The sequence below is a fragment of the Streptomyces sp. NPDC051677 genome, assembly GCF_044453465.1.
Classification (GTDB): Bacteria; Actinomycetota; Actinomycetes; order Streptomycetales; family Streptomycetaceae; genus Streptomyces.
In genome coordinates this window covers 51458-74251 of the sequence record NZ_JBITCT010000026.1, presented here as the reverse complement: position 1 = coordinate 74251, position 22794 = coordinate 51458, and the positions used below count along the sequence as shown (strand labels likewise).

Below are 22794 nucleotides of genomic sequence, written 5' to 3'. Positions count from 1 at the left end.
CGTCGCGGCGCCCTGCTGAACGCCGGCCAACCTCACGTTCAGCCGCGGCGCCGCCGCTCGACCGCTCCTCCGGCGCCAAGGCTCCGCCTCAACTGGTGTTGGGCTTCGGTGAATTGACGGAGCGTCGGATCGCCGACGGGATCGCGGCCGGGGCAGGCCCCCTCGGAGCGCCGACGACGTGACGGACGGCGGCCGCGGCATCCGGCGCGACGTGCGTGGGGCCGTACGCCGTCTCGGTCCAGGGTCGGTCGCCCGACACCCACACGCTCCGCGCGCCGACGCCCGCCGCGCCCAGGACGTCGGCGTGCGGCGAGTCGCCGATCATCCAGGCGCCGTCGAGGGGCGCGGCGACGGTGTCCGCCGCGATGCGGAAGATCTCCGGCGCCGGCTTCTCGTGACCCACCGTCTCGGAGACCACCCAGCCGTGCACGAGTGTGTCCAGTCCCGTGCGCCGGATCTTCGTCTCCTGCTGGGCCTCGCGGCCGTTGGTGACGACGACGCAGGTCCAGCCGGCCGCGACGGCCTCGCCGAGGGCGCGGCGGACATCCTCGGTGAGCGTGACGCGCTCGGCGGCGCCGTGGTCGAGGAAGGCCTGGACGGCGGTCTCGGGACAGGACGACCCGTACCGTTGTGCCATCGCGCGGGCCACCTCCCGCCGTGGCGTGCAGCCGCTCGCGTCGAGGGCCGTCAGCCAGGCCAGGTCGCCGGCGGGCAACCCGTGCTCGGCCAGCACGGCGGCCGCCGCCTCGCGGAACGCGGCGTCACGGTCGACGAGGGTGTTGTCGAGATCGATCATCAGCAGGGCCATGGCTACAACCGTGCCCCCTTCAACGCCATGTGCAGCAGCAGCCGGTCCTCGCCGTCGTCCAGGTCCAGGCCCGTGAGCTGTTCGACGCGGGAGAGGCGGTAGTACAGCGTCTGGCGGTGGATGCCCAACTCCGCTGCCGTGCGGCCCGCTTGGCCCGCGCAGTCGAGGTACACCTCGGCCGTGCGGGCGAGTTCGTGGTGGGCGGGGGACAACAGGGCCGCCGCGGCCGGGTCCTGGACGGTGTGCGGGGGCAGTGCGGTCAGCAGGCGGTACGGGCCGATGGACGCCCACCGCGCCACGGGGCCGAGGCGGGGCTCCGCCAGCGCCGCCCGCGCCGACGCCGACGCCTCCTCCCAGGCCGCGCCGAGCTCCGCCAGACCGACGCGCCCGGCCGCGACCCCCGCCGCGGCTTCTCCCGCCGCCACCTCCCTTGCCCGCTCCAGCAGCCGGGCCGCCGCCGACGTCGCCGGGGTGAGGGTGTCCGCCGCGCGCAACCGGACCAGCAGAGCCAGCGACTGGGACGCCCCACCCCACGGCACCGTGCACAGCGCCGTCGCCGCCGGCAGCGTCCGCGGCGAGGGGGCGTCGTCCGGGTCGGCGGACGGCCAGGGGGTCACGCACACCATCGTGTGCGGGCCGTCCGCGCGGGCGCCGAGCGCGGTGCGCAGCTCCGCCACCGCCGCGTCCCGCGGCCAGCCGGGCTGCGCGGTCAGCACCGCCCGCAGCTCCCGGGTGAGGTCGGCGCCGTGCTGGGCCTCGTCGGCGAGCAGGGCCCCGATCCGGCCGGTCACCTCCATCGCCGCCGCCAGCTGGGCGTCCGACGGCCCGGGATCGTCGTCGAGCAGCCAGACGTAACCGAGGACGACCCCCCGATGGCGTACCGGGAGGCAGACGCGCCCCCGGTGCACGCCGGCCTCCGGGGTCGGCGGGATCCGGACCGGACCGCCGGCCCGGGTGATGCCGAAGCCCTCGAACCACGAGCGGACGGCGGCCGTGGAGCGGCGGGTCAGGATCGAGCGGGTGCGCACCGGGTCCAGCGCGGACGCGTCGAGCTCGCTCTCGCTGTCGTACACGCCGAAGGCGATCAGCTCGAAGTCCCGGTTCTCCAGGGTCGCGGGGGCGCCGAGCAGCTCCGAGATCTCGTCGACCAGTTCCTGGTAGTCACCTTTGTTGTCGGCCGTCACGTGGGCATTCTCCCTCAGCCTCGCCGATCCTTCATACATCTGTCTGAGATCTGCGGCACGGATGCGTGACAGCTGTCGATGGCCCACGATCGGAGGGATCCTTAGGTTTCACGGTGGTTCTATCTGCTGGTCTGTGGAGGTGCCCCGTGCTGGGTCCCGTGATTCTCGCCGCGTCGCGCAGCGACCGCATACGACGCCTGATCTCGGCGGCCCCGGTGACGAAGCAGGTCGTCGACCGCTTCATCCCCGGCGAGCGGGTCGACGACATCGTGCCGATCATCGAGGAGCTCACCGCGAAGGGCCTGGAGCTGACGATGGACGTCGTCGGCGAGGACATCACCACCCCCGAACAGGCCGCCGCGGCCAGGGACGCGTACCTGGAGCTGATCGACCGGCTCAGGGAGCTGGAGCTCGGCGAGCGGGTCGAGATGTCCGTCAAGCTGTCCATGTTCGGCCAGGCGCTGGCCGGCGGCCACGAGCTGGCCCTCGCCAACGTCCGCCCGGTCGTCGAGGCCGCCGCCGCCATCGGCACCACCGTCACCCTCGACGCCGAGGACCACACCACCCTCGACTCGATGTTCGCCATCCACGAGGAGCTGCGGCAGGACTTCCCGCAGACCGGCTGCGTCATCCAGGCCTACCTCTTCCGCACCGAGGCCGACGCCCGCCGGCTCGCCGCGGGCGGCAGCCGGGTACGGCTCGTGAAGGGCGCGTACAAGGAGCCCGCCGAGGTCGCTCACCAGCAGAAGCAGGAGATCGACAAGGCGTACGTCCGGGTCCTGAGGACTCTGATGGAGGGCGACGGGTACCCGATGATCGGCTCCCACGACCCGCGCCTCATCTCCATCGCGCAGGAGCTCGCCCGCAAGGCCGGGCGCAAGCTCGACGAGTACGAGTTCCAGATGCTGTACGGGATCAGGAGCGACGAGCACCTGCGGCTGGCCGCCGAGGGTCACCGCATGCGCGTCTACACCGCCTACGGCACCGACTGGTACGGCTACTTCATGCGGCGCCTGGCGGAGAAGCCGGCGAACCTGCGGTTCTTCGTCCGCTCGATGGTCAGCAAGGGCTGAGCCCCATCCCCGCTCGCAAACCGCTCGCAACACCGCTCAGTTAAGGAGTTACGGAACATATGGACGCTGTGACCCAGGTCCCCACCCCCGTCAACGAGCCGGTGCACGGCTACGCCCCCGGCTCGCCCGAGCGCGCCCGGCTGGAGGCCAAGCTCAAGGAGCTGGCCGACAACCCGATCGACCTGCCCTGCACCATCGGCGGCGAGCAGCGGATGGGCGGCGGCGACCGCTTCGACGTCGTGCAGCCGCACAACCACAAGGCCCGCCTCGGCACCTACGCCAACGCCACCCAGCAGGACGCGCAGGACGCCATCGACGCGGCCCTCGCCGCCGCGCCCGCCTGGCGCGCCATGTCCTTCGACGACCGCGCCGCGATCATCCTGCGCGCCGCCGAACTGCTCGCCGGCCCCTGGCGCGAGACCCTCGCCGCCTCCACCATGCTCGGCCAGTCGAAGACCGCCCAGCAGGCGGAGATCGACTGTCCCTGCGAACTGGTCGACTTCTGGCGCTTCAACGTCGCCTACGCCCGCCAGATCCTGGCCGAGCAGCCCCCGGCCAACTCCCCGGGCGTCTGGAACCGCCTGGACCACCGACCGCTCGAAGGCTTCGTCTACGCGATCACGCCGTTCAACTTCAGCGCCATCGCGGGCAACCTGCCCACCGCGCCCGCGCTGATGGGCAACGTGGTGGTCTGGAAGCCGTCCCCGACGCAGACCCACGCCGCCGTGCTGCTCATGCGGCTGCTGGAGGAGGCCGGTCTCCCCAAGGGCGTCATCAACCTGGTCACCGGCGACGGCATCGAGGTGTCCAAGGTGGCCCTCGAACACCGTGACCTCGCCGGCATCCACTTCACCGGCTCGACGAAGACCTTCCAGTACCTGTGGAAGACGGTCGGCGCCAACATCGAGAAGTACCGCTCCTACCCGCGGCTGGTCGGCGAGACCGGCGGCAAGGACTTCGTCGTCGCCCACCCGAGCGCCGACCGGGCCGTCCTCAAGACCGCCCTCACCCGGGGCGCGTTCGAGTACCAGGGCCAGAAGTGCAGCGCGACCTCCCGCGCCTACGTCCCGGCGTCGATCTGGAACTCCGGCTTCAAGGAGGAGTTCGCGGCCGAGGTCGACCACCTGACCATGGGCGACGTCACCGACCTGTCGCACTTCATCGGCGCGGTCATCGACGAGCGCTCGTTCGCCAAGAACAAGGCGGCCATCGACCGCGCGCAGGCGGACCCGACCTGCACGATCGTCGCGGGCGGCACCTACGACGACTCGGTCGGCTACTTCGTCCGCCCGACCGTCGTCGAGTGCTCCGACCCGGAGAACGAGGTCTTCACGACCGAGTACTTCGGCCCGTTCCTCGCCGTGCACGTCTACGAGGACGACCAGTACGACGCCATGCTGACCCAGATGGAGTCGGTGTCCGACTACGCGCTGACCGGCTCGGTCGTCGCGGGCGACCGCGCGGCCGCCGCGTACACGATGGAGAAGCTGCGCTACGCGGCCGGCAACTTCTACATCAACGACAAGTCGACCGGCGCCGTCGTCGGCCAGCAGCCCTTCGGCGGCGGCCGTTCCTCCGGCACCAACGACAAGGCGGGCGCCCCGCAGAACCTGATGCGCTGGACGCTGACCCGGGCCATCAAGGAGACGCTGGTCGCGCCGACCGACTACACGTACCCGCACATGGGCTGACCTTCGACCACGCGAACGGGCCGGGTCCGTCACGGACCCGGCCCGTTCGCGTGCACCGCGCGCCCCTGGTGCTCCGTCGGGGCGGAGGACTTCCTCACCCGGGAAGCTCGGTCCGCTCCCACCACTCGTACACGGGCAGCCTGCCCTCCGGCGTGTTCGCGTGCCGTGACGTCGCCTTGAAGTGCTCGTATCCGCCGAGGAACTCGATCTTCACGTCGGATCCAGGGGGCGGGAGGGGGACGATCCGCTCGGGCAGATCGTCCGGACCGCCCTCGAGTAGTGCCTTGGCCGTGTCGCTCATGACCTCACCGTTCCCGTTGCCGGAACGCGATGTCGCGCCCACGCCCAGGATCAGCCGTTCGGGCGCTGGGCCGGGAGGGGTGGGCGTCCGCGAAACCGCAGCTCAGCGGGGTGTGACCGCATACGCCGTCTCAGATAGTAGGAAGTCCGACTAATTGTAGAGACAGGCGCGTGCTCCTCCCTTAGCTTTGTAGGAGCCGAACGTCTCGCTCGACCAAGCGAATGGCGGTCGTGAGCCGGGCCCCGCGCAGGCAACCCCTGCGGCCCGCTCCCCGTCCCCGGGGGCACCCCCCGCCCATTAGGCAGAGGGGGAGTCTCGAACCCCCCTTCCGTGCTCCCTGGATTTCGAAGGAGTCGATTTCCCATGGCCGAGACGACCGTCCGCCGCCGAGTCCGTCACGTCTCCCGTACGAGCGAGTCCGACCGCAAGAACGCCGCCGCCGCCCTCCAGCGCGCCCTCGACCGCCGCGACAACGGCGGCGAGACCGGCCACTGAGCCCAGCCGCCGCACGTCCGGGAGCCGCACCCGAACGGGGTGCGGCGCGGACCCCGAACGGGACTTCGGGCCCCGCGCCGCACCTCGTCCCCTCCGGTTCGCACCCGGTCCGCGCCATGTCCGTATGGCGGACGGTCCGTGTCATCCCATGGGACGAGGAGTAGGGTTCCCGCATGTCTCGCAGCCTCAATCTCGCAGTGATTCCCGGTGACGGCATCGGCCAGGAGGTCGTGGCCGAAGGTCTCAAGGTCCTCTCCGCCGTCCTCCCGCAGGATGTGAAGCTGGAGACCAAGGAGTACGACTTCGGCGCCAGGCGCTACCACGCCACCGGTGAGACCCTCACCGACGCCGACGCCGAGGCGCTTCGGCAGCACGACGCGATCCTGCTCGGCGCGATCGGCGACCCGAGCGTCCCCTCCGGTGTCCTGGAGCGGGGTTTCCTGCTGAAGCTGCGTTTCCTCTTCGACCACCACGTCAACCTGCGTCCGTCGAAGCTCCTCCCGGGCGTCGCCACACCGCTGGCGGGCCAGCCCGAGATCGACTTCATCGTGGTCCGCGAGGGCACCGAGGGCCCGTACACCGGCAACGGCGGCACGATCCGCAAGGGCACCCCGCACGAGGTCGCCACCGAGGTCTCCGTGAACACGGCCTTCGGCGTCGAGCGCGTCGTCCGGGACGCCTTCGCCCGCGCCCAGGCCCGCCCCCGCAAGAAGCTCACCCTCGTCCACAAGAACAACGTGCTGGCCTTCGCCGGTCACCTGTGGACGAACGTCTTCAACAAGGTGGCCGAGGAGTTCCCCGAGGTCACCACCGACTACATCCACGTCGACGCGGCGACGATCTACCTCGTCACCGACCCCGGCCGCTTCGACGTGATCGTCACCGACAACCTCTTCGGCGACATCATCACCGACCTCGCCGCGGCCGTCTCCGGCGGCATCGGCGTCGCCGCGAGCGGGAACATCAACCCCTCCGGCGAGTTCCCGTCCATGTTCGAGCCCGTGCACGGTTCGGCCCCGGACATCGCCGGCCAGGGCAAGGCCGACCCCACCGCCACGGTCCTGTCCGTCGCCCTGCTCCTGCGCCACCTCGGCTACGAGGCCGAGGCGGTCCGCATCGAGGACGCCGTCGCGATCGACCTGGAGGAGCGCGGCGCGCTGCCCGTGCGCAGCACCTCCGAGATCGGTGACGCGCTCTCCGTACGAGTAGCCGGCTGACCCGCGCTGCACGAAACGTTTCGAAGCCGCCGGGTTCGCATCAGCACCCGGCGGCTTCCGCATGTCCCCGCCGGGTGCCACCATCAACCCCGGGTCCGCATTCACGCCGTTTTGGCCCTCGTCCGCCGCTTGCGATAATCGAACGCGGAGCCGCGGTATGAGGGAATGCTCGGACGTCCTCACACCGGCCACTGGCCGTACGGACGTGAGCGCGGCCCGTCACTACACAACCGGTGAAGGACAACCACTCATGACGACGCCCACGATCGAGCTCAAGCCCTCTGCCAGCCCGCTGTCCGCCGCCGAGCGGCAGGCGATCCTGGCGAACCCCGGGTTCGGCCGCCACTTCACCGACCACATGGTGACGATCAAGTGGACGGAGGGCCGCGGCTGGCACGACGGTCAGCTCGTTCCGTACGCGCCGATCCCCCTCGACCCGGCCACCATGGTCCTGCACTACGCGCAGGAGATCTTCGAGGGTCTGAAGGCGTACCGCCGCCCCGACGGCTCCGTCGCCACCTTCCGCCCCGACCAGAACGCCAAGCGCTTCCAGCGCTCCGCGCGCCGTCTCGCCATGCCCGAGCTGCCGGTCGAGACGTTCGTCGAGGCCTGTGACGCCCTCGTCGGCCAGGACAAGGACTGGGTGCCCGCACACGGCGGCGAGGAGTCCCTCTACCTGCGCCCCTTCATGATCGCGACCGAGGTCGGCCTGGGCGTGAAGCCCGCCAACGAGTACCTCTTCATCGTCATCGCCTCCCCGGCCGGCGCCTACTTCCCGGGCGGCGTCAAGCCCGTCTCCATCTGGGTCTCCGAGGACCACGTCCGCGCCGTCCCCGGCGGCATGGGCGACGCCAAGACGGGCGGCAACTACGCCGCCTCCCTGCTCGCCCAGGCCGAGGCCGCCGCGCAGGGCTGCGCCCAGGTCTGCTACCTCGACGCGGTCGAGCGCAAGTGGGTCGAGGAACTCGGCGGCATGAACCTGTACTTCGTCTACGAGAACAAGATCATCACCCCGTCCCTCACCGGCTCCATCCTGGAGGGCGTCACCCGCGACAGCCTTCTCAGCGTCGCCCGCGACCTCGGCTACGAGGCCGAGGAGGGCCGCGTCTCCGTCGACCAGTGGCAGCGCGACTCCGAGAACGGCACGCTGAAGGAGGTCTTCGCCTGCGGCACCGCCGCCGTGATCACCCCGGTCGGCACGGTCAAGCGCACCAGCGGCGAGTGGCAGCAGTCGGGCGGCGAGCCCGGCGAGGTCACCCTCAAGCTCCGCCAGGCCCTCCTGGACATCCAGCGCGGCACGGCCGACGACAAGCACGGCTGGATGCACGAACTGGGCTAGGGCCCGGCCTCGTCGAGGGCAACTCCGTCCAGGGCCACCCCGTTCGGGGTGGCCCTTCGGCGTCTCCGGGTCCCGGGCGCGCCGAGCCCGAGGCGGTCGTACGGCCGGCGTCGTACGACTGCCCCACGGCTTCGGCGCCCTCGGCCACGTCGACTCGGTCGCCGCCGGCCCGGCCCGGGGCCGTCGCCGCTCACCACCAGCAGGACCCCGCGCACCTCGCCCACGAGGTGGCCAGGGCCGAGCTGTTGCTGCTGCGCCCTGGAGTGAAGCGAGGGCCGCCTCGGCGCCGAGCGCGCCCGGCTGCTGACCCGCGCCGCCCCCACCCGCGAGCGCCTCGACGCCTACGCCGACCTGCACGTCCCCGACGGCCGCGCTCTGCCCTCGGGCACGTCCGGGAGTTCCCGGGCGATGGCCTCCGGGCTGGCGTCTGACGGCACGGCCGCCGTCAGACGCCGGCGCGCCCGAGTGCGCACTGCTCGCATCCTGAGACACCCGGTGAGCACGGGGGCGGTCTGTGCCAGACTGCCCCCGTGCTCTCGTTCGCCATGATTATTGGCAGCAGGCGCGCCGGTCCGCAGTGACCGCTCCGTACGACCAGGTACGAGCGGCCATCGTCGTCCTCGACCCGCGCGCAGACCTCTCGCACCCGCGAGGGGTTTTTCGCTTTTCTGGCCCACCCACAGCCGGAGGCGAGAGCGCGAGGGACCATGGGGGGATGGTGGAGCCGGTCATTCCGGTAACGACCGAGATCCAACACAGGAGCCTTCAGACCATGACCGCAACCAGCGAACTCGACGATTCGTTCCACGTCTTCGACACCACCCTGCGCGACGGCGCGCAGCGTGAGGGCATCAACCTCACCGTCGCCGACAAGCTGGCCATCGCCCGGCACCTGGACGACTTCGGCGTGGGCTTCATCGAGGGCGGCTGGCCCGGCGCCAACCCGCGCGACACCGAGTTCTTCGCCCGCGCCCAGCAGGAGATCGACTTCCGGCACGCCCAGCTGGTCGCCTTCGGCTCGACCCGCCGGGCGGGCGCGAAGGCCGCGGAGGACCCGCAGGTCAAGGCCCTGCTGGAGTCGGGCGCGCCGGTGATCACCCTGGTCGCGAAGTCCCACGACCGGCACGTCGAGCTGGCCCTGCGCACCACGCTGGACGAGAACCTGGCGATGGTGAGCGACACGGTCTCCTTCCTGAAGGCCCAGGGCCGCCGGGTCTTCATCGACTGCGAGCACTTCTTCGACGGCTACCGCGCGAACCCCGAGTACGCGAAGGCCGTCGTCCGGGCGGCGGCCGAGGCCGGCGCCGACGTGGTCATCCTGTGCGACACCAACGGCGGGATGCTCCCCGCGCAGGTCCAGGCGGTCGTCTCCACGGTCCTCGCCGACACCGGCGCCCGCCTCGGCATCCACGCCCAGGACGACACCGGCTGCGCGGTCGCCAACACCCTCGCCGCGGTGGACGCGGGCGCGACGCACGTCCAGTGCACGGCGAACGGCTACGGCGAGCGGGTCGGCAACGCCAACCTGTTCCCGGTGGTCGCGGCCCTGGAGCTGAAGTACGGCAAGAAGGTCCTGCCCGACGGCAAGCTCCGTGAGATGACCCGCATCTCGCACGCGATCGCCGAGGTCGTCAACCTCACGCCGTCCACGCACCAGCCGTACGTGGGAGTCTCCGCCTTCGCCCACAAGGCGGGTCTGCACGCCTCAGCCATCAAGGTGGACCCCGACCTCTACCAGCACATCGACCCCGAGCAGGTCGGCAACACCATGCGGATGCTGGTGTCGGACATGGCCGGCCGCGCGTCCATCGAGCTCAAGGGCAAGGAGCTCGGCGTCGACCTGGGCGGCGACCGCGAACTCGTCGGCCGGGTCGTGGAGCGGGTCAAGGAGCGCGAGCTCCAGGGCTACACCTACGAGGCCGCCGACGCCTCCTTCGAGCTGCTGCTGCGGGGCGAGGTCGAGGGCAGCCCGCTGAAGTACTTCGAGGTCGAGTCCTGGCGGGCCATCGTCGAGGACCGCCCCGACGGCACCCACGCCAACGAGGCCACGGTCAAGCTGTGGGCCAAGGGCGAGCGCATCGTCGCCACGGCGGAGGGCAACGGCCCGGTCAACGCCCTGGACCGCGCGCTGCGGGTGGCCCTGGAGAAGATCTACCCCCAGCTGGCCAAGCTCGACCTGGTCGACTACAAGGTCCGCATCCTGGAGGGCGTCCACGGCACCCAGTCCACCACCCGCGTCCTGATCTCCACGACGGACGGCGCGGGGGAGTGGTCCACGGTGGGCGTCGCGGAGAACGTCATCGCGGCCTCGTGGCAGGCCCTGGAGGACGCGTACACGTACGGGCTGCTGCGGGCGGGAGTCGACCCGGCGGAGTAGGTTCCGACTCCGCCGCATGTCCGGTTTTGTGAGGCTTCGGGTAGCTTCGAGGTATGAAGGTCGCGACCTCGACCCGCGCTCCCCGAGGCCTCACCGGACCGCTGTCGGCCCTGGCGCTCGCCGTCCTCGCGGTCCTGGCCGTCCTCATGTCGGCGGGCGCCCCGCGCGCCACCGCGGCCACCACCGATCCGACGAGCGTCTCGGCCATCGCCGCTTCCCTCCGCGAGAGCCCGGTCTACGTCGACCCGGAGGCGAGCGGCGAGCTGTCCCGGGCGGACGCGGACGCGCTCCGGCAGCGGATCGAGGCCGCCGACAAACCCCTGTTCATCGCCGTCCTGCCCGCCGACCAGCCCACGGAGAACCTGTTCACGGACCTGCGCACCGCCACCGGAGTCACCGGCCTCTACGCGATCCGCCTCGGCGACCGCTTCGACGCCCGCGCCGACTCCTCGGTGCTGCCCCGCACGGCCGTCCAGAACCTGGTCGCCGGGGTCCGCGGCGAGACCGACGCCAGCAGCCAGCTGACCGACTTCACCGACCGGGCCCTCGCCGACATGGGCGGCTCGGCCCCCGCGAGCTGGAGCTCCTCGGGCGGCGGCGACGGCATCTCGTCCACCGCGCTGATCACCGCGGGCGCGGTCCTGGTGGCCGGCGGGGCCGGGGCGTACGCCCTCGTGCGGCGCACCCGCCGCCGGCGCGCGGAGGAGCGGCGGGCCGCCCTCGACCGGCTGCGGGTCGTCGTGGACGAGGACATCACGGCCTTCGGCGAGGAACTCGACCGCCTGGACTTCCACCCGGCCGAGGCGGGCGCCGACGACGCCATGCGCGCCGACTACGAACGGGCCCTGGACGCCTACGAGGAGGCCAAGTCGCTGATCGCGGCGGCGACGCGACCGGAGGACGTCCGCGCCGTCACCCAGGCCCTGGAGGACGGCCGTTTCTCCCTCGCCCAGCTCGCCGCCCGCCGTGAGAGAAGGCCGCTGCCCGAGCGCCGTCCGCCCTGCTTCTTCGATCCGCGTCACGGCCCCTCGGCCACCGACGCCACCTGGACGCCGCCCGGCGGGACCACTCGCGAGGTCCCGGTCTGCGCGGCCGACGCGACCCGTCTCGCCGACGGCCGCGACCCCGTGATCCGCGAGGTCGACAGCGACTACGGCCGCCGCCCCTACTGGGAGGCGGGCCCGGCCTACGGCCCCTGGGCGGGCGGCTACTTCGGCGGCGGCATCCTGCCCGGCCTCCTCGTCGGCACGATGCTCGGCTCCCTGATGGCGACCCCGTCCTACGCCGCCGACTACGGCACGGGTTACGGCGACTTCGGCGGCTACCAGGGCGGCGACGTCTCCGGCGCCGACTTCGACCCCGGCGACTTCGGCGGAGGCTTCGGCGACGGCGGGGGAGGGGACTTCGGCGGCGGGGGCGGCGGCGACTTCGGCGGCGGGTTCTGAGCCACCTGAGGGCTGAGGCACGTGCACGTGCACGGGCACTGCCACGGGCACGGGCACGGGCCCGGCGCGGGGCGGCGCCGGGCCCGTGGACCTCGTACGAGGTGGCTTGCGGGGGTGGCCTACGCGGCCGGGGTGTGCGTCAGAGCGAGGCCGCCGCGGAGGCGATGGCCGAGGCGAAGGTGGACACCTCGGAGTAGACGCCGGGGGCGTTGGGCTGGGCGCAGCCGTCGCCCCAGCTGACTATGCCGACCTGGATCCAGGCGCCGGCGTTGTCCCTGCGGAACATCGGGCCGCCGGAGTCGCCCTGGCAGGTGTCGACCCCGCCCGCGGCGAAGCCGGCGCAGATCTCGTCGCCCGCGACGAGGCCGCTGTAGAGACCGCCGTACGCCTTGCAGGTCGCGTCGCTGATGAACGGCACCGTGGCCTTGAGCAGGTAGCGCTGCTGGGCGCCGCCCTCGCGGGCCGCACCCCAGCCGGCGACGGTGAAGTCGCCGGTGTTGTACTGCGTGGTGGTGGCGATCTTGAGGGTGGGCACCGTGGTGATGGGCGAGGCGAGCTTGATGAGCGCCCAGTCCTTGCCGTTGCCGTTGTAGCCGGGGGCCCGGTACACGTACGTGGACTTGACCTGGACCCGGCCGCTGGTGGACTGCAGGTCCACGACGCCGGCGGTGGCGGTGATGCTGGTGTTGGCGCCGGTCCCGCTGACGCAGTGCGCGGCGGTGAGCACGATCTGCTGGGTGTAGAGCGCGCCGCCACAGCCCATGGAGAGCCGGACCATGAACGGGAACTCGCCCTGCGCGGCGCGGGTTCCGCCGACGACGGGCGCGGGGGCGGCCTGCGCGGCCGAGACGGGCTGGAGGCTGGCGATCGCGAGGGCGGCGGCGCCGACGGCGGCGAATCTCTTGAGGGCCGTGAGGAGCTTCTTCAAGGTGCTGCCTTCCGTGGGGGGTTGGCTTTGGCGAGAACATGTCAACATAGGCGGCAAAGAAATGCCCATGCGCTGGCATGGTCAGGTCAAGTCTGTTGCTGGATTATGGGAACGCCCCCAGCCCTGACACAAGGGGGCTGATTCAGCCACCTGCCGCGTCAGACCTCGGAACGCGTGACGGGAGCGAGCGAGGCGAGCGCGTCGAGGGGCTCACCGCTCAGCCGGCACACCCTCCACTCGTCGAGGAACTCCACCCCGAGCGACTTGTAGAAGCCGATCGTCGGCTCGTTCCAGGCCAGCACCCACCACTCGAACCGCTCGTAGCCCTTCTCCCGGCAGAGCGCGGCGAGAGAGGCGAGCAGCGCCTTGCCGTACCCACCGCCACGGGCCTGCGGCCGCACGAACAGATCCTCCAGATGCATGCCACGCGTGCCGGTCCAGGTCGAGAACCGCGGAAACCACAACGCGAACCCGACGACCTGCCCGTTCTCGTCATCCTCGGCGATCAGCACGAACGCGGCGGGATGCTCCCCGAACAGTGCCTCACACAACTGCTCCTCGCCGGCCCGAGCCTGCTCCAAGGCCTTCTCGTACTCGGCGAGCTCGCGAATCATCGCGCGTATCTCGGGCACATCACGCGGGGTGGCGGCGCGGATCACGCGACGGACCCGAGCCGGGTGAGGAAGTCGCTCCAGGCGTCGGCGGCGACGGTGAGTATGGGACCGTCGGGCGTCTTGGAGTCGCGGACGTGAACGGCGGAGGCATGCGAGGCGACTTCGACGCAGTCGCCGCCCTGGCTGCCGCTGTAACTGGACTTGAACCACTGAAGTGTGGCGCTCATCGGTCTCCTAGCAATCCGTGCAAGAGTCGCACGCTCTCGTCAGGCGAGAGTGCCTGTGACCGCAGCATTCCATACTGCATGTGATACTCGCTGACTTCGTTCGGGTCATCGACGAGGAAGCTGGCGCGCTGCACCTCCAGGTAGACGAGTCGCTCGTACTCCGGTGTCTCCAACAGCACCATGGGACCGTCGAGGCAGGCGTGCGGCGTCCGGTTGTCAGGCATGATCTGGAAGCTCATGTGGACGGGTTCGGTGTACTCCAGGATCTGCCGGATCTGGGCCCGCATCACCTCCGGACTTCCGACCTGCCGCCGCAGGATGCTCTCCTCCATGACGAAGTGCCCGACGGGCGGCCGGTCCCGTTGCCAGATCAACTGCCGTTCCATGCGGGCGTTGACCCATTGCTCCGCCGTCTCGCTGCCAATCGCCGGATACCTGTACCCGAAGACTTCGCGACAGTAGTCCCGGGTCTGAAGGAGCCCCGGAACCACCTGACTCTGATACGACAGGATGCCCACCGCCTCCTGCTCATGCTCCACCAAACCTTGCGCGAACTGCACCACCCGCTCACGAATGGGCAGTTTGGCCACCAACACCCCCAACACCCCACCCGTGCCCAGCAGTTCGTCGAACTGTTCGGCCCGATCGGGCTGGAGCGCGAGCCGCCCCTGCTCGATGGACCCCACCAGGTCGACGGAGATCGTCGCCATCTCGGCGAGCTGTTCCTGTGTGAGGCGGGCCTGTTTGCGACAGTGCGCCAACAGCGCCCCGACCGCCACCCACGAACCGACCTTCTTGCCGGGCTTCTTCGCCGTCTGCATGCGGATCCCTTTCCCCCGTGAACACCCCGAGCCGTCGCAGCGAAGCCGTAGGAAAGCAAACTACGGCTTCACTCACTGCACCACCTTAGTGACCCACAGTGACAATCGCCTCGTGAACGTCGAATCCCGCTTCTACCTCCGCGATCGCAGAAACGTCCGCCTGGCCCGCGAGTTCACCCACGAGACCCTCACCACCTGGTCCTGGACCGACCGCACCGACGACGTCCAGCTCTGCGTGAGCGAACTCGCCACGAACGCCGTCCTCCACGGAGTCCCGCCCGGCCGGGGCTTCGCCCTCCACCTCTGCCTGCACCCGACGGACGGCGTCCTCCGAGTCGAGATCCACGACAGCGGCCCGGGCGAGATCCGAGCGCCGGACCACGCGCCCCCAGACGCGGAACACGGCCGAGGCCTCCTCCTCGTCACCGCGCTCGCGGACAAGTGGGGGGTGGGGGAGCGGGCTCCGGGCAAGTTCGTGTGGTGCGAGTTCTACGGATGTTCAGCGGCATGCCGGGCCCCGGCGCCTTTGGCCCCGGCGCCGACGTGGTCGTAGGCTTGCGCGGCTGCTGCGAAGGCCTGCCTGGGACCTCGCCGGGACCCTACCGTTGCCGGGCCAGCCGTAGGGCCTGCTTCGCTTCCTTCTCCGCGCCGGCGTATGCGAAGCCTGCGGCGGCGGCTCTCAGGACGTCTTCGGCCTCGGCGTGCCGGCCCAGGACGCGCAGGGCCTGGCCCATGCAAAGGGCAGCTGTCGCCGCCTCGTGCGGGTGGTCGAAGGCGGTGTGCAGGCGGAGGGAGCGCAGGTACTCGTCGGCGGCCCGGTCGGGGCGGCCGGCCGCCAACGAGAGGCGGCCCAGGAAGGATCGGACGGACGCCTCGCCTGCCTTGTCGCCCAGGTCGAGAGCGATGGCGAGCGCTTTGCGGGTGGCGGCGAGCGAGTCGTCGTACCGTCCCAGCGCGTGGAGAGTGACGCCGTAGTTGATGAGCGCGACTCCCTTGGAGCGCCGGTCACCGAGCGCTTCGAACAGGCGCAGGCTGCCCTTGTGGGCCCGGAGGGCCTCGGCGTGCCTGCCCAGAGCGCGCAGGACGATCCCGAGGTTCGTCCACGCGCCGCCTTCGGCCCGCTGGTTCCGCGTCTCGGCGCAGAGCTCTGTCGCGCGGCGCAGGAGGGGGACTGCCTCCTCGCCCCGGCCGACCGTGGTCAGGCACATGCCCAGCGACTGGCACGCGGCGGCCACGTCCGCGGTGTCGCCCAGGCGCTGCGCGGTGCGGTGCACGGCAGTCGCCACCTCCAGCCAGTCGTGGTGGGCTCGGCGCAGGTTCAGGTACATGTTGAGATTGACCCCCAGCGCCATGGCCGTCCTGGCCCGCTCCGGGGTTTCCGTGTCCATCCACCGGGCCAGGCCGAGGAGCGTCTGGCGTTGCACGTCGAGCCAGTTCAGCGCGCGCAGGTAGTCGCCGTCGAAGGAGTCCAAGGAGTCGGGGACCTCGGGGTGGGAGCCGGGCCAGAGGCAGTTGTTGGCGGACCGCACGCCGATCTCGGTGATGTCGAGGAGGTTTGCCCGGGCCGTCTCCGCCTCCTGGGCGGTCTCCGGGTCCGCGTCCGACACGCTGCGGACGTACACCTGGACCAGGTCGTGCATCCGCCACAGCTCGCCGCTGGGGTCCGCGGTCAGCAGGGACGCGGCGACCAGGTCGTCCAGCACGGGCAGCAGCTCCTCCAGCGCCACGTTCGCGAGGACGACCGCGGAGTCCACCCACACCTCGGGAGCGGGCGCCTGCCCCAGCGCCCTCAGCACCCGGGCGACCTCCGGCTCCAGCCGGCCGTACATGACGTCGAAGACCGGCCGCAGCGCCAGCTCCCGCACTCCCTTGAAATGCAGCGCCCGCACCCGGTCGGCGGCGGTGCGCAGCTCGGCGGTCAGCGTGCTCACCGGGCGCGGTCGACGGCGTCGTAGCAGTGCGGCGGCGATCAGCAGGGCGAGGGGCAAGTGGCCGCACAGGGCCGCCAGTTCACGGACGGCGTCGGGTTGTTCGGTGGCGCGCCGGTCCTCGGGGTCGTGTTCTCGCAGGGAGCGGTCCACGAGCAGACAGGCGTCGTCGGTCTCCAGCACGCCGATCGTGAACTGCCGTACGGAGAGGGAGTCCTGGACGTCCCGGGAGGTCACCAGCACGCGGTGCCCGTCGCCTTCCCCGGGCAGCAGGGGGGCGACCTGAGCCGGGTCGGAGACGTTGTCGAGAACGATCAACATCGGTTCGCGGCGGGCGAGTTCGGCACGGTAGCGGCCGTAGAGGTCCTCGTCGCCCGGCCCGTCCTCGCCGAGCACCCGCAGCAGCGACAGCACGGCGTGCTCGGGGGTCGCCGGGACCTCGTCGTACCCGCGCAGGTCCACGAAGAGCGCCCCGCCGGAAAACCAGCCTCGCGCGCGTGCCGTGTACGCCACGTGCAGGGCGAGGGCGGTCTTGCCCACACCGCCCAGACCGGCGACGGCGGCGACCCCGACACCGACAGGGACCCCGACCCCGGCTGCTCTGCCGGGTCCGGCGGCCGGATCGAGGACGTTCAGCAGCCGTTCGGCCTCGGTGTCCCGGCCCGTGAACACGGCCGGTGCGCCCGGCAGATTGGACACGGCGCCCGAAGGCGGGGGAGCGGCCCCCGATCCGGCCCCCGATCCGGCCCCCGGCCCGGCTCCCACCCCGATCCCCAACCCGGTGACGGACCCCACGATCAGATTCCCCCGGAACTCGATGTGATCGCCGCCCACCGGCCCCGCCCCCCCTCCTTCGTCGCCGCCGAACCGAGCGCGCACCGCTCCCGGGACAGGAACGAACCGCCCCATCCGGCCCCTACGACCGTCGTATGCCTTCCCCCGCGCGCCCACCCTCGACGCCTGACCGCTGGAAGCCGCGGGCGTCGGACCGGTCCACGTGAACCGCCGTCAGTCCACGTGGACCGCGGTCGGTCCGGCGAGCCCCCGTCAGTCCTGGACCGCCGCCTTCGCGAAGCCGAGCAGCTCGCCGAAGTCGATCCCGCCGGGGTCGCCGTGTGCGTTCTCGGGCACGTGCATGTGCCCGCACACGCCCTTGAACGCGTTCCACTGCGCCCCGCTCATCCGCTGCCCGCCCCCGTTGCCCGCGGACTTCGGGTACGCGGGCCACAGCGGCGGCCCGTGCAGCGGCACCTTGTGGTGGATGTGCATCCACGCCAGGTACTGGGCGACCCCGCGCAGCGCCCACTCCGGGGCCTTCGGCCAGTAGATGTGCGTCCGGTCGCCGGCGTTCAGCCGGGCGTGGACGTCGGGGTCGCAGGTGCCGACGAGTTCCGCCTGGCAGACGTTCAGCGTGTTCGTCTCGACGCCGCCGCGCGGGTTGGCCAGCGCGCGTGAGGAGACGTCGATGTCGAAGTGCTGGTACCACTTCAGCCGCTTGGCGGCGAAGTCCGGCACCGCTGTCAGGTTGGGCGCGACGGCGCCGCCCTGGTAGTCGGGCAGCGAACTGCCCTCCGTGGTGTGCAGGACGACGACGTTGACCTCCATGCGGTCACCGCCGAAGTGGTCCTGGTACCAGTGGTCGCGGTTCGCGCCCGGGTAGTGCTGGGGTCCGGTCATGGTGCTCATGCCTCGTGACTGTGACACAGAGCACAGCGAAGGGCCGGGAGCTACTCGCTTCCGGCCCCTATCCGCCGATTTCTTACGAAATTCGACGACTGTCTTACGCGTTCTTGATCGCCGAGATGTCGAAGTTCAGCTTGATCTTGTCGGAGACCAGGACGCCGCCCGTCTCCAGCGCCGCGTTCCAGGTCAGGCCCCACTCCGAGCGCAGGATCTCCGCCTTGCCCTCGAAGCCGACGCGCTCGTTGCCGAACGGGTCCTTGGCGGCGCCGTTGAACTCCAGGTCGATGCTGAGCGGCTTGGTCACGCCGAGGATGCTCAGGTCGCCGGTGATGCGGTAGTCGTCGCCGCCGAGCGCCTCGGCGGAGGTGGAGCGGAACGTCATCGTCGGGAACTCGTCGGTCTTGAAGAAGTCCGAGCTCTTCAGGTGGCCGTCACGGTCGGCGGAGCCGGTCTCGATGCTGTCCATCTTGACGTCGATGGAGGCGGTGGACTTGGCCGGATCGGCGCCGTCCAGGTGCAGCGTGCCGGTGAATTCGTCGAACTTGCCCTTGACGTTCGTGACCATCGCGTGGCGTGCGACGAAGCCGAGCGTCGAGTGCGCCGGGTCGATCGTGTAGTCACCGGTCAGGGCGGCGAGGTCGGGGTTCACCGCACCGGCGGCGCTCTCGTCGGTGCTCTTGTTGCCGAAGATGCCCATGACGTGCTCCTTGGAGTGACGAGGAAGATCGATGATGTTGAATCTTCAACGAGGTCAACACGACCGACCGTAGACCTATTCCGTTCAAGGCTCAACATCATCGGCAATGTGTTTCCCTCATTGCTCCATGCGATGATCGCGAACGGCCGTCCGGCCCTGCCGTTCACCCGGAGGAGGGCACGCGCCCCTGTCGAATGTGAGCCGGGTCTCAGGCCCCGCTTTGTTCGACCTCGACAAGCCCCAGGCCCCCTGAGCAGTCGGAACGCCTGCACGCCGGCCTGGTTCTGTTCAGTGCTACCAGGAAAACGCGCCGGAGACTGTACGGAGTCGACGTCTCTCTTTTCTTGGTGGGCTTCGTAAGGTCGCTACATGACCGTTTTGGAAGAGACGACGGGTGAGCCGACCGCGGAACCCTCGGAGCCCACGGACGCGCGCGGGCGCGTGGCCGAGCTGCACGAGATCCGCGCCCAGGCGCTGGCCGGCCCGAGCGAGAAGGCGACCCAGGCGCAGCACGCCAAGGGCAAGCTGACCGCCCGGGAGCGGATCGAGCTGCTTGTGGACCCCGGGTCCTTCCAGGAGGTCGAGCAGCTGCGCCGGCACCGGGCGACCGGGTTCGGCCTGGAGGCCAAGAAGCCGTTCACCGACGGTGTCATCACCGGCTGGGGCACGGTGGAGGGCCGTACGGTCTTCGTCTACGCCCATGACTTCCGCATCTTCGGCGGCGCGCTGGGCGAGGCCCACGCCACGAAGATCCACAAGATCATGGACATGGCCATCGCGGCCGGCGCCCCGCTGGTCTCGCTCAACGACGGCGCCGGCGCCCGTATCCAGGAGGGCGTCTCCGCGCTCGCCGGTTACGGCGGCATCTTCCAGCGCAACACCAAGGCCTCCGGCGTCATCCCGCAGATCAGCGTGATGCTCGGTCCCTGTGCGGGCGGCGCGGCCTACAGCCCCGCCCTCACCGACTTCGTCTTCATGGTCCGCGAGACCTCGCAGATGTTCATCACCGGCCCGGACGTCGTCAAGGCGGTCACCGGCGAGGAGATCACCCAGAACGGCCTCGGCGGCGCCGACGTGCACGCCGAGACCTCCGGCGTCTGCCACTTCGCGTACGACGACGAGGAGACCTGCATCGCGGAGGTCCGCTACCTCCTCTCGCTGCTCCCGCAGAACAACCGCGAGAACCCCCCGCGCGCCGAGTCCGGCGACCCGGCCGACCGCCGAAGCGACGTCCTGCTCGACCTGGTCCCGGCGGACGGCAACCGCCCGTACGACATGACCAAGGTCATCGAGGAGATCGTCGACGACGGCGAGTACGTCGAGGTGCACGAGCGCTGGGCCCGCAACATCATCTGCGCCCTGGCCCGGCTGGACGGCCAGGTCGTCGGCATCGTGGCCAACCAGCCGCAGTCCCTCGCCGGCGTCCTGGACATCGAGGCGTCGGAAAAAGCTGCACGCTTTGTCCAGATGTGTGACGCTTTCAATGTCCCGATCGTCACGCTCCTGGACGTCCCCGGGTTCCTCCCGGGCGTCGACCAGGAACACGGCGGAATCATCCGGCACGGCGCGAAGCTGCTCTACGCCTACTGCAACGCGACCGTGCCGAGGATCTCGCTGATCCTGCGCAAGGCCTACGGAGGTGCCTACATCGTCATGGACAGCCAGTCCATCGGTGCGGACCTCACCTACGCCTGGCCGACGAACGAGATCGCCGTGATGGGCGCCGAAGGCGCCGCCAACGTCATCTTCCGGCGTCAGATCGCCGAGGCCGAGGACCCCGAGGCCATGCGGGCCCGCATGGTCAAGGAGTACAAGTCCGAGCTGATGCACCCGTACTACGCGGCGGAGCGCGGCCTGGTCGACGACGTCATCGACCCCTCCGAGACCCGCGAGGTCCTCATCCGGTCCCTCGCCATGCTGCAGTCCAAGCACGCCGATCTGCCCTCGCGCAAGCACGGCAACCCCCCGCAGTAACCCTGCGGATCCTTCGCGGTACCCCTGCGGAAACCTCTCTCCCGGAGACTGACACCCATGAACACTCCCGACATCCGCGTCGAGAAGGGCCACGCCGAGCCCGAGGAAGTCGCCGCCATCACGGCGATCCTCCTGGCCCGCGCCGCCGCCCGCTCCTCCGAGACCCCCGAGGCGCACCACCGCCGTCCCAAGGCCGGCTGGCGCCGCCTGGAGCGCGAGGGCGGCTTCCGAGCCCCCCACAGCTGGCACTGAGCCCGCGGCAAGAAGCACGAAGAAGGGCCCCTCTCCAAGAGAGGGGCCCTTCTGCATGCCCAAGGGGCGCGGACGCTACCGCAGGCGAGCCATCAGCGCATGCTCCACGAGAGTGATCAGCGCGGACTTCGCGTCGGCGCGATGCCGTGCGTCGGTCGTGATGATCGGCGTGTCCGGCCCGATCTGCAGAGCCTCCCGCACCTCGTCCGGGTTGTACGGCTGGTTCCCGTCGAACCCGTTCAGGGCGATCACGAACGGCAGACCCGAGTTCTCGAAGTAGTCGACCGCGGGGAAGCAGTCGGCGAGACGACGGGTGTCCACGAGCACGATCGCGCCGATCGCGCCGCGCACCAGGTCGTCCCACATGAACCAGAAGCGGTCCTGGCCGGGGGTGCCGAACAGGTACAGGATCAGGTCCTGGTCCAGGGTGATGCGGCCGAAGTCCATGGCGACCGTCGTGGTCGTCTTGTCCCCGGTGTGGGTGAGGTCGTCGATGCCCGCCGACGCGGACGTCATGACGGCCTCGGTGCGCAGCGGATTGATCTCCGAAACAGCCCCGACGAACGTGGTCTTGCCCACGCCGAAGCCGCCCGCCACCACGATCTTCGCGGAAGTGGTGGAGCGGGAGGGACCCCCGCTAGAGCTTGCGAAGTCCACTGAGCACCCTTTCGAGCAGTGTCACGTCTGGCTGGCCGCCGGCGTTCTCGTCGCCGCCGGGCTGATGGATGGCGACCAGTCCCGCCTCCGCCAAGTCGGCGACGAGGATCCTGGCCACGCCGAGGGGGATGGTCAGCAGCGCCGAGATCTCGGCGACCGACTTGATCTCTCGGCAGAGGTTGCAGATCCGCTGATGCTCGGGCAGTTGGCCCTGCATCTGGTGCGGCTGCGCAGTGGTGTGCACCAGCGCCTCGATGGCGAGCTGGTAACGCGGGCGGGTCCGGCCACCGGTCATGGCGTACGGACGCACCAGCGGGTTGTTCGACGCCCCGGCGGGGGCCGCCTCGGGGGTGCGGCGATGCGGCTGCACGGGCTGGATGCGCGGCGCCGGCGGCTGGTCGTACGGAGACGGCCCGGGACCCTGCGGACCCTGGGGCGAGTACGGCCTCTGCTGGCTGGGCGCGGAGGGGAAGTTGTAACGGTTCGCGTTCTGGGAACCGTCGCCCTGGCCCTGGGCAGGGCCGTACGACCAGTTACCCGAATTCGAACCGCCTGGGGGTGTTGCCACTTTCTCTCCTCCTCCGAATGTGCCTGGCGCCCATCACGTGGAAGCCGCGTCCCGAAACCCTACGGCCTCGGGACGCCAAAACGCACCGTCCGTCTGTCAGTTGAGCAGGCTCCCTTGGAGCTCCGCACGAAGGTCGGGCGTCAGGACCGAACCCGCACGGTCCACCAGAAGGGCCATCTCGTACCCAATGAGACCGATGTCCGCCTCGGGGTGAGCGAGAACCGCGAGCGAGGAACCGTCGGATACGGACATGATGAAGAGGAATCCCCGCTCCATCTCCACAACCGTCTGATTCACGCTGCCCCCCTCGAAGATCCGGGAGGCGCCTGCCGTCAGGGACGTCAGACCGGAGGCGACGGCCGCGAGCTGGTCGGCACGGTCGCGGGGGAAGCCTTCGGACATCGCCAGAAGGAGTCCGTCGGCGGAGACCACCACCGTGTGGGACACCCCCGGGGTGTTGTCCACGAAGTTGGTGATCAACCAGTTCAGGTTCTGTGCCGCCTGGCTCATCGGGC

At 70.6% G+C, this 22794-nt stretch carries 23 protein-coding genes; 10 read left to right on the top strand and 13 right to left on the bottom strand.

Annotated elements, in window-relative coordinates:
• Window positions 1-88: 88 nt before the first annotated feature.
• Window positions 89-808, bottom strand: a complete 720-nt coding sequence (locus ACIBAF_RS28035; protein WP_399466649.1) for an HAD family hydrolase — start codon at window positions 806-808, stop codon at window positions 89-91.
• Window positions 809-810: 2 nt separating this feature from the next.
• Entirely contained in the window at window positions 811-2031 is a 1221-nt protein-coding gene (locus ACIBAF_RS28030; RefSeq protein ID WP_399466647.1) for a PucR family transcriptional regulator, read from the bottom strand.
• Window positions 2032-2138: 107 nt separating this feature from the next.
• Between ACIBAF_RS28030 and ACIBAF_RS28025 the strand changes: the two genes are divergently transcribed.
• Window positions 2139-3065, top strand: a complete 927-nt coding sequence (locus ACIBAF_RS28025) for a proline dehydrogenase family protein (RefSeq protein ID WP_399466645.1) — start codon at window positions 2139-2141, stop codon at window positions 3063-3065.
• Window positions 3066-3124: 59 nt separating this feature from the next.
• On the top strand, window positions 3125-4756 hold the full coding sequence (gene pruA, locus ACIBAF_RS28020) for an L-glutamate gamma-semialdehyde dehydrogenase (RefSeq protein ID WP_399466643.1): 1632 nt from the start codon (window positions 3125-3127) through the stop codon (window positions 4754-4756).
• Between the two features lie 94 nt (window positions 4757-4850).
• On the opposite strand, the gene ACIBAF_RS28015 is transcribed toward pruA, so the two are convergent.
• Window positions 4851-5057, bottom strand: coding sequence for a DUF5988 family protein (locus ACIBAF_RS28015; RefSeq protein ID WP_399466641.1), 207 nt, complete (start codon window positions 5055-5057; stop codon window positions 4851-4853).
• A 363-nt stretch (window positions 5058-5420) separates the two neighbouring features.
• On the opposite strand from ACIBAF_RS28015, the gene ACIBAF_RS28010 reads away from it, so the two are divergent.
• The 5 genes from ACIBAF_RS28010 (at window position 5421) to ACIBAF_RS27990 (ending at window position 11930) form a co-directional block, all read left to right on the top strand.
• Window positions 5421-5552: a hypothetical protein gene (locus ACIBAF_RS28010; protein WP_015493350.1), complete on the top strand. Its 132-nt coding sequence runs from the start codon at window positions 5421-5423 to the stop codon at window positions 5550-5552.
• Between the two features lie 173 nt (window positions 5553-5725).
• Complete coding sequence (locus tag ACIBAF_RS28005; RefSeq protein WP_399466639.1) at window positions 5726-6769, top strand: 3-isopropylmalate dehydrogenase; 1044 nt, start codon at window positions 5726-5728, stop codon at window positions 6767-6769.
• A gap of 250 nt (window positions 6770-7019) precedes the next feature.
• Window positions 7020-8108, top strand: coding sequence for a branched-chain amino acid aminotransferase (locus ACIBAF_RS28000; RefSeq protein ID WP_399466636.1), 1089 nt, complete (start codon window positions 7020-7022; stop codon window positions 8106-8108).
• A 772-nt stretch (window positions 8109-8880) separates the two neighbouring features.
• Window positions 8881-10485 carry a citramalate synthase gene (gene cimA / locus ACIBAF_RS27995; protein WP_399466634.1) on the top strand — a complete coding sequence of 535 codons (1605 nt, stop codon included), beginning with the start codon at window positions 8881-8883 and terminating at the stop codon, window positions 10483-10485.
• 53 nt (window positions 10486-10538) lie between these two features.
• Entirely contained in the window at window positions 10539-11930 is a 1392-nt protein-coding gene (locus ACIBAF_RS27990; protein WP_399466632.1) for a hypothetical protein, read from the top strand.
• A gap of 139 nt (window positions 11931-12069) precedes the next feature.
• Here ACIBAF_RS27990 and ACIBAF_RS27985 read toward each other — a convergent pair whose 3' ends face one another.
• The 4 genes from ACIBAF_RS27985 to ACIBAF_RS27970 all read right to left on the bottom strand — a co-directional run bounded on the left by ACIBAF_RS27985 (window position 12070) and on the right by ACIBAF_RS27970 (window position 14520).
• Entirely contained in the window at window positions 12070-12858 is a 789-nt protein-coding gene (locus ACIBAF_RS27985) for a S1 family peptidase (RefSeq protein ID WP_399466631.1), read from the bottom strand.
• Between the two features lie 158 nt (window positions 12859-13016).
• The gene (locus ACIBAF_RS27980) at window positions 13017-13517 is read right to left on the bottom strand and encodes a GNAT family N-acetyltransferase (RefSeq protein ID WP_399466630.1); all 501 of its coding nucleotides are present in this window, start codon (window positions 13515-13517) and stop codon (window positions 13017-13019) included.
• Window positions 13514-13699 carry a DUF397 domain-containing protein gene (locus ACIBAF_RS27975; protein ID WP_399466629.1) on the bottom strand — a complete coding sequence of 62 codons (186 nt, stop codon included), beginning with the start codon at window positions 13697-13699 and terminating at the stop codon, window positions 13514-13516. Before ACIBAF_RS27975 ends, ACIBAF_RS27980 begins: the two co-directional genes overlap by 4 nt.
• The gene (locus ACIBAF_RS27970) at window positions 13696-14520 is read right to left on the bottom strand and encodes a Scr1 family TA system antitoxin-like transcriptional regulator (protein ID WP_399466627.1); all 825 of its coding nucleotides are present in this window, start codon (window positions 14518-14520) and stop codon (window positions 13696-13698) included. Before ACIBAF_RS27970 ends, ACIBAF_RS27975 begins: the two co-directional genes overlap by 4 nt.
• Window positions 14521-14632: 112 nt before the next feature.
• Between ACIBAF_RS27970 and ACIBAF_RS27965 the strand changes: the two genes are divergently transcribed.
• Entirely contained in the window at window positions 14633-15073 is a 441-nt protein-coding gene (locus ACIBAF_RS27965; protein ID WP_399466625.1) for an ATP-binding protein, read from the top strand.
• A 46-nt stretch (window positions 15074-15119) separates the two neighbouring features.
• On the opposite strand, the gene ACIBAF_RS27960 is transcribed toward ACIBAF_RS27965, so the two are convergent.
• The 3 genes from ACIBAF_RS27960 to ACIBAF_RS27950 all read right to left on the bottom strand — a co-directional run bounded on the left by ACIBAF_RS27960 (window position 15120) and on the right by ACIBAF_RS27950 (window position 18828).
• The gene (locus tag ACIBAF_RS27960) at window positions 15120-17147 is read right to left on the bottom strand and encodes a tetratricopeptide repeat protein (protein ID WP_399466624.1); all 2028 of its coding nucleotides are present in this window, start codon (window positions 17145-17147) and stop codon (window positions 15120-15122) included.
• Window positions 17148-17495: 348 nt separating this feature from the next.
• Window positions 17496-18134, bottom strand: coding sequence for a hypothetical protein (locus tag ACIBAF_RS27955; protein WP_399466623.1), 639 nt, complete (start codon window positions 18132-18134; stop codon window positions 17496-17498).
• Between the two features lie 94 nt (window positions 18135-18228).
• A complete protein-coding gene (locus tag ACIBAF_RS27950; protein WP_399466622.1) occupies window positions 18229-18828 on the bottom strand; it encodes a YceI family protein in 600 nt (199 codons plus the stop codon).
• A gap of 369 nt (window positions 18829-19197) precedes the next feature.
• On the opposite strand from ACIBAF_RS27950, the gene ACIBAF_RS27945 reads away from it, so the two are divergent.
• Window positions 19198-20802, top strand: coding sequence for an acyl-CoA carboxylase subunit beta (locus ACIBAF_RS27945; RefSeq protein WP_399466620.1), 1605 nt, complete (start codon window positions 19198-19200; stop codon window positions 20800-20802).
• A gap of 57 nt (window positions 20803-20859) precedes the next feature.
• Window positions 20860-21054, top strand: coding sequence for an acyl-CoA carboxylase subunit epsilon (locus tag ACIBAF_RS27940; RefSeq protein WP_079659281.1), 195 nt, complete (start codon window positions 20860-20862; stop codon window positions 21052-21054).
• 75 nt (window positions 21055-21129) lie between these two features.
• On the opposite strand, the gene ACIBAF_RS27935 is transcribed toward ACIBAF_RS27940, so the two are convergent.
• The 3 genes from ACIBAF_RS27935 to ACIBAF_RS27925 form a co-directional block, all read right to left on the bottom strand.
• Window positions 21130-21711: an ATP/GTP-binding protein gene (locus ACIBAF_RS27935; RefSeq protein WP_026248371.1), complete on the bottom strand. Its 582-nt coding sequence runs from the start codon at window positions 21709-21711 to the stop codon at window positions 21130-21132.
• Window positions 21692-22279, bottom strand: a complete 588-nt coding sequence (locus ACIBAF_RS27930; RefSeq protein ID WP_399466618.1) for a DUF742 domain-containing protein — start codon at window positions 22277-22279, stop codon at window positions 21692-21694. The genes ACIBAF_RS27935 and ACIBAF_RS27930 overlap by 20 nt, the downstream gene beginning before the upstream one ends.
• Window positions 22280-22375: 96 nt before the next feature.
• Window positions 22376-22789 carry a roadblock/LC7 domain-containing protein gene (locus tag ACIBAF_RS27925; RefSeq protein ID WP_037781109.1) on the bottom strand — a complete coding sequence of 138 codons (414 nt, stop codon included), beginning with the start codon at window positions 22787-22789 and terminating at the stop codon, window positions 22376-22378.
• Window positions 22790-22794 lie beyond the last annotated feature (5 nt).

Coding starts and splice junctions, on each gene's coding strand:
- ACIBAF_RS27945 (WP_399466620.1), top strand. CDS start 19,198: ATGACCGTTTTGGAAGAGACGACGGGTGAGCCGACCGCGGAACCCTCG.
- pruA (WP_399466643.1), top strand. CDS start 3,125: ATGGACGCTGTGACCCAGGTCCCCACCCCCGTCAACGAGCCGGTGCAC.
- ACIBAF_RS27925 (WP_037781109.1), bottom strand. CDS start 22,789: ATGAGCCAGGCGGCACAGAACCTGAACTGGTTGATCACCAACTTCGTG.
- ACIBAF_RS28000 (WP_399466636.1), top strand. CDS start 7,020: ATGACGACGCCCACGATCGAGCTCAAGCCCTCTGCCAGCCCGCTGTCC.
- ACIBAF_RS27975 (WP_399466629.1), bottom strand. CDS start 13,699: ATGAGCGCCACACTTCAGTGGTTCAAGTCCAGTTACAGCGGCAGCCAG.
- ACIBAF_RS27990 (WP_399466632.1), top strand. CDS start 10,539: ATGAAGGTCGCGACCTCGACCCGCGCTCCCCGAGGCCTCACCGGACCG.
- ACIBAF_RS27950 (WP_399466622.1), bottom strand. CDS start 18,828: ATGGGCATCTTCGGCAACAAGAGCACCGACGAGAGCGCCGCCGGTGCG.
- ACIBAF_RS27940 (WP_079659281.1), top strand. CDS start 20,860: ATGAACACTCCCGACATCCGCGTCGAGAAGGGCCACGCCGAGCCCGAG.
- cimA (WP_399466634.1), top strand. CDS start 8,881: ATGACCGCAACCAGCGAACTCGACGATTCGTTCCACGTCTTCGACACC.
- ACIBAF_RS27955 (WP_399466623.1), bottom strand. CDS start 18,134: ATGAGCACCATGACCGGACCCCAGCACTACCCGGGCGCGAACCGCGAC.
- ACIBAF_RS28010 (WP_015493350.1), top strand. CDS start 5,421: ATGGCCGAGACGACCGTCCGCCGCCGAGTCCGTCACGTCTCCCGTACG.
- ACIBAF_RS28015 (WP_399466641.1), bottom strand. CDS start 5,057: ATGAGCGACACGGCCAAGGCACTACTCGAGGGCGGTCCGGACGATCTG.
- ACIBAF_RS27970 (WP_399466627.1), bottom strand. CDS start 14,520: ATGCAGACGGCGAAGAAGCCCGGCAAGAAGGTCGGTTCGTGGGTGGCG.
- ACIBAF_RS28005 (WP_399466639.1), top strand. CDS start 5,726: ATGTCTCGCAGCCTCAATCTCGCAGTGATTCCCGGTGACGGCATCGGC.
- ACIBAF_RS28030 (WP_399466647.1), bottom strand. CDS start 2,031: ATGTATGAAGGATCGGCGAGGCTGAGGGAGAATGCCCACGTGACGGCC.
- ACIBAF_RS28035 (WP_399466649.1), bottom strand. CDS start 808: ATGGCCCTGCTGATGATCGATCTCGACAACACCCTCGTCGACCGTGAC.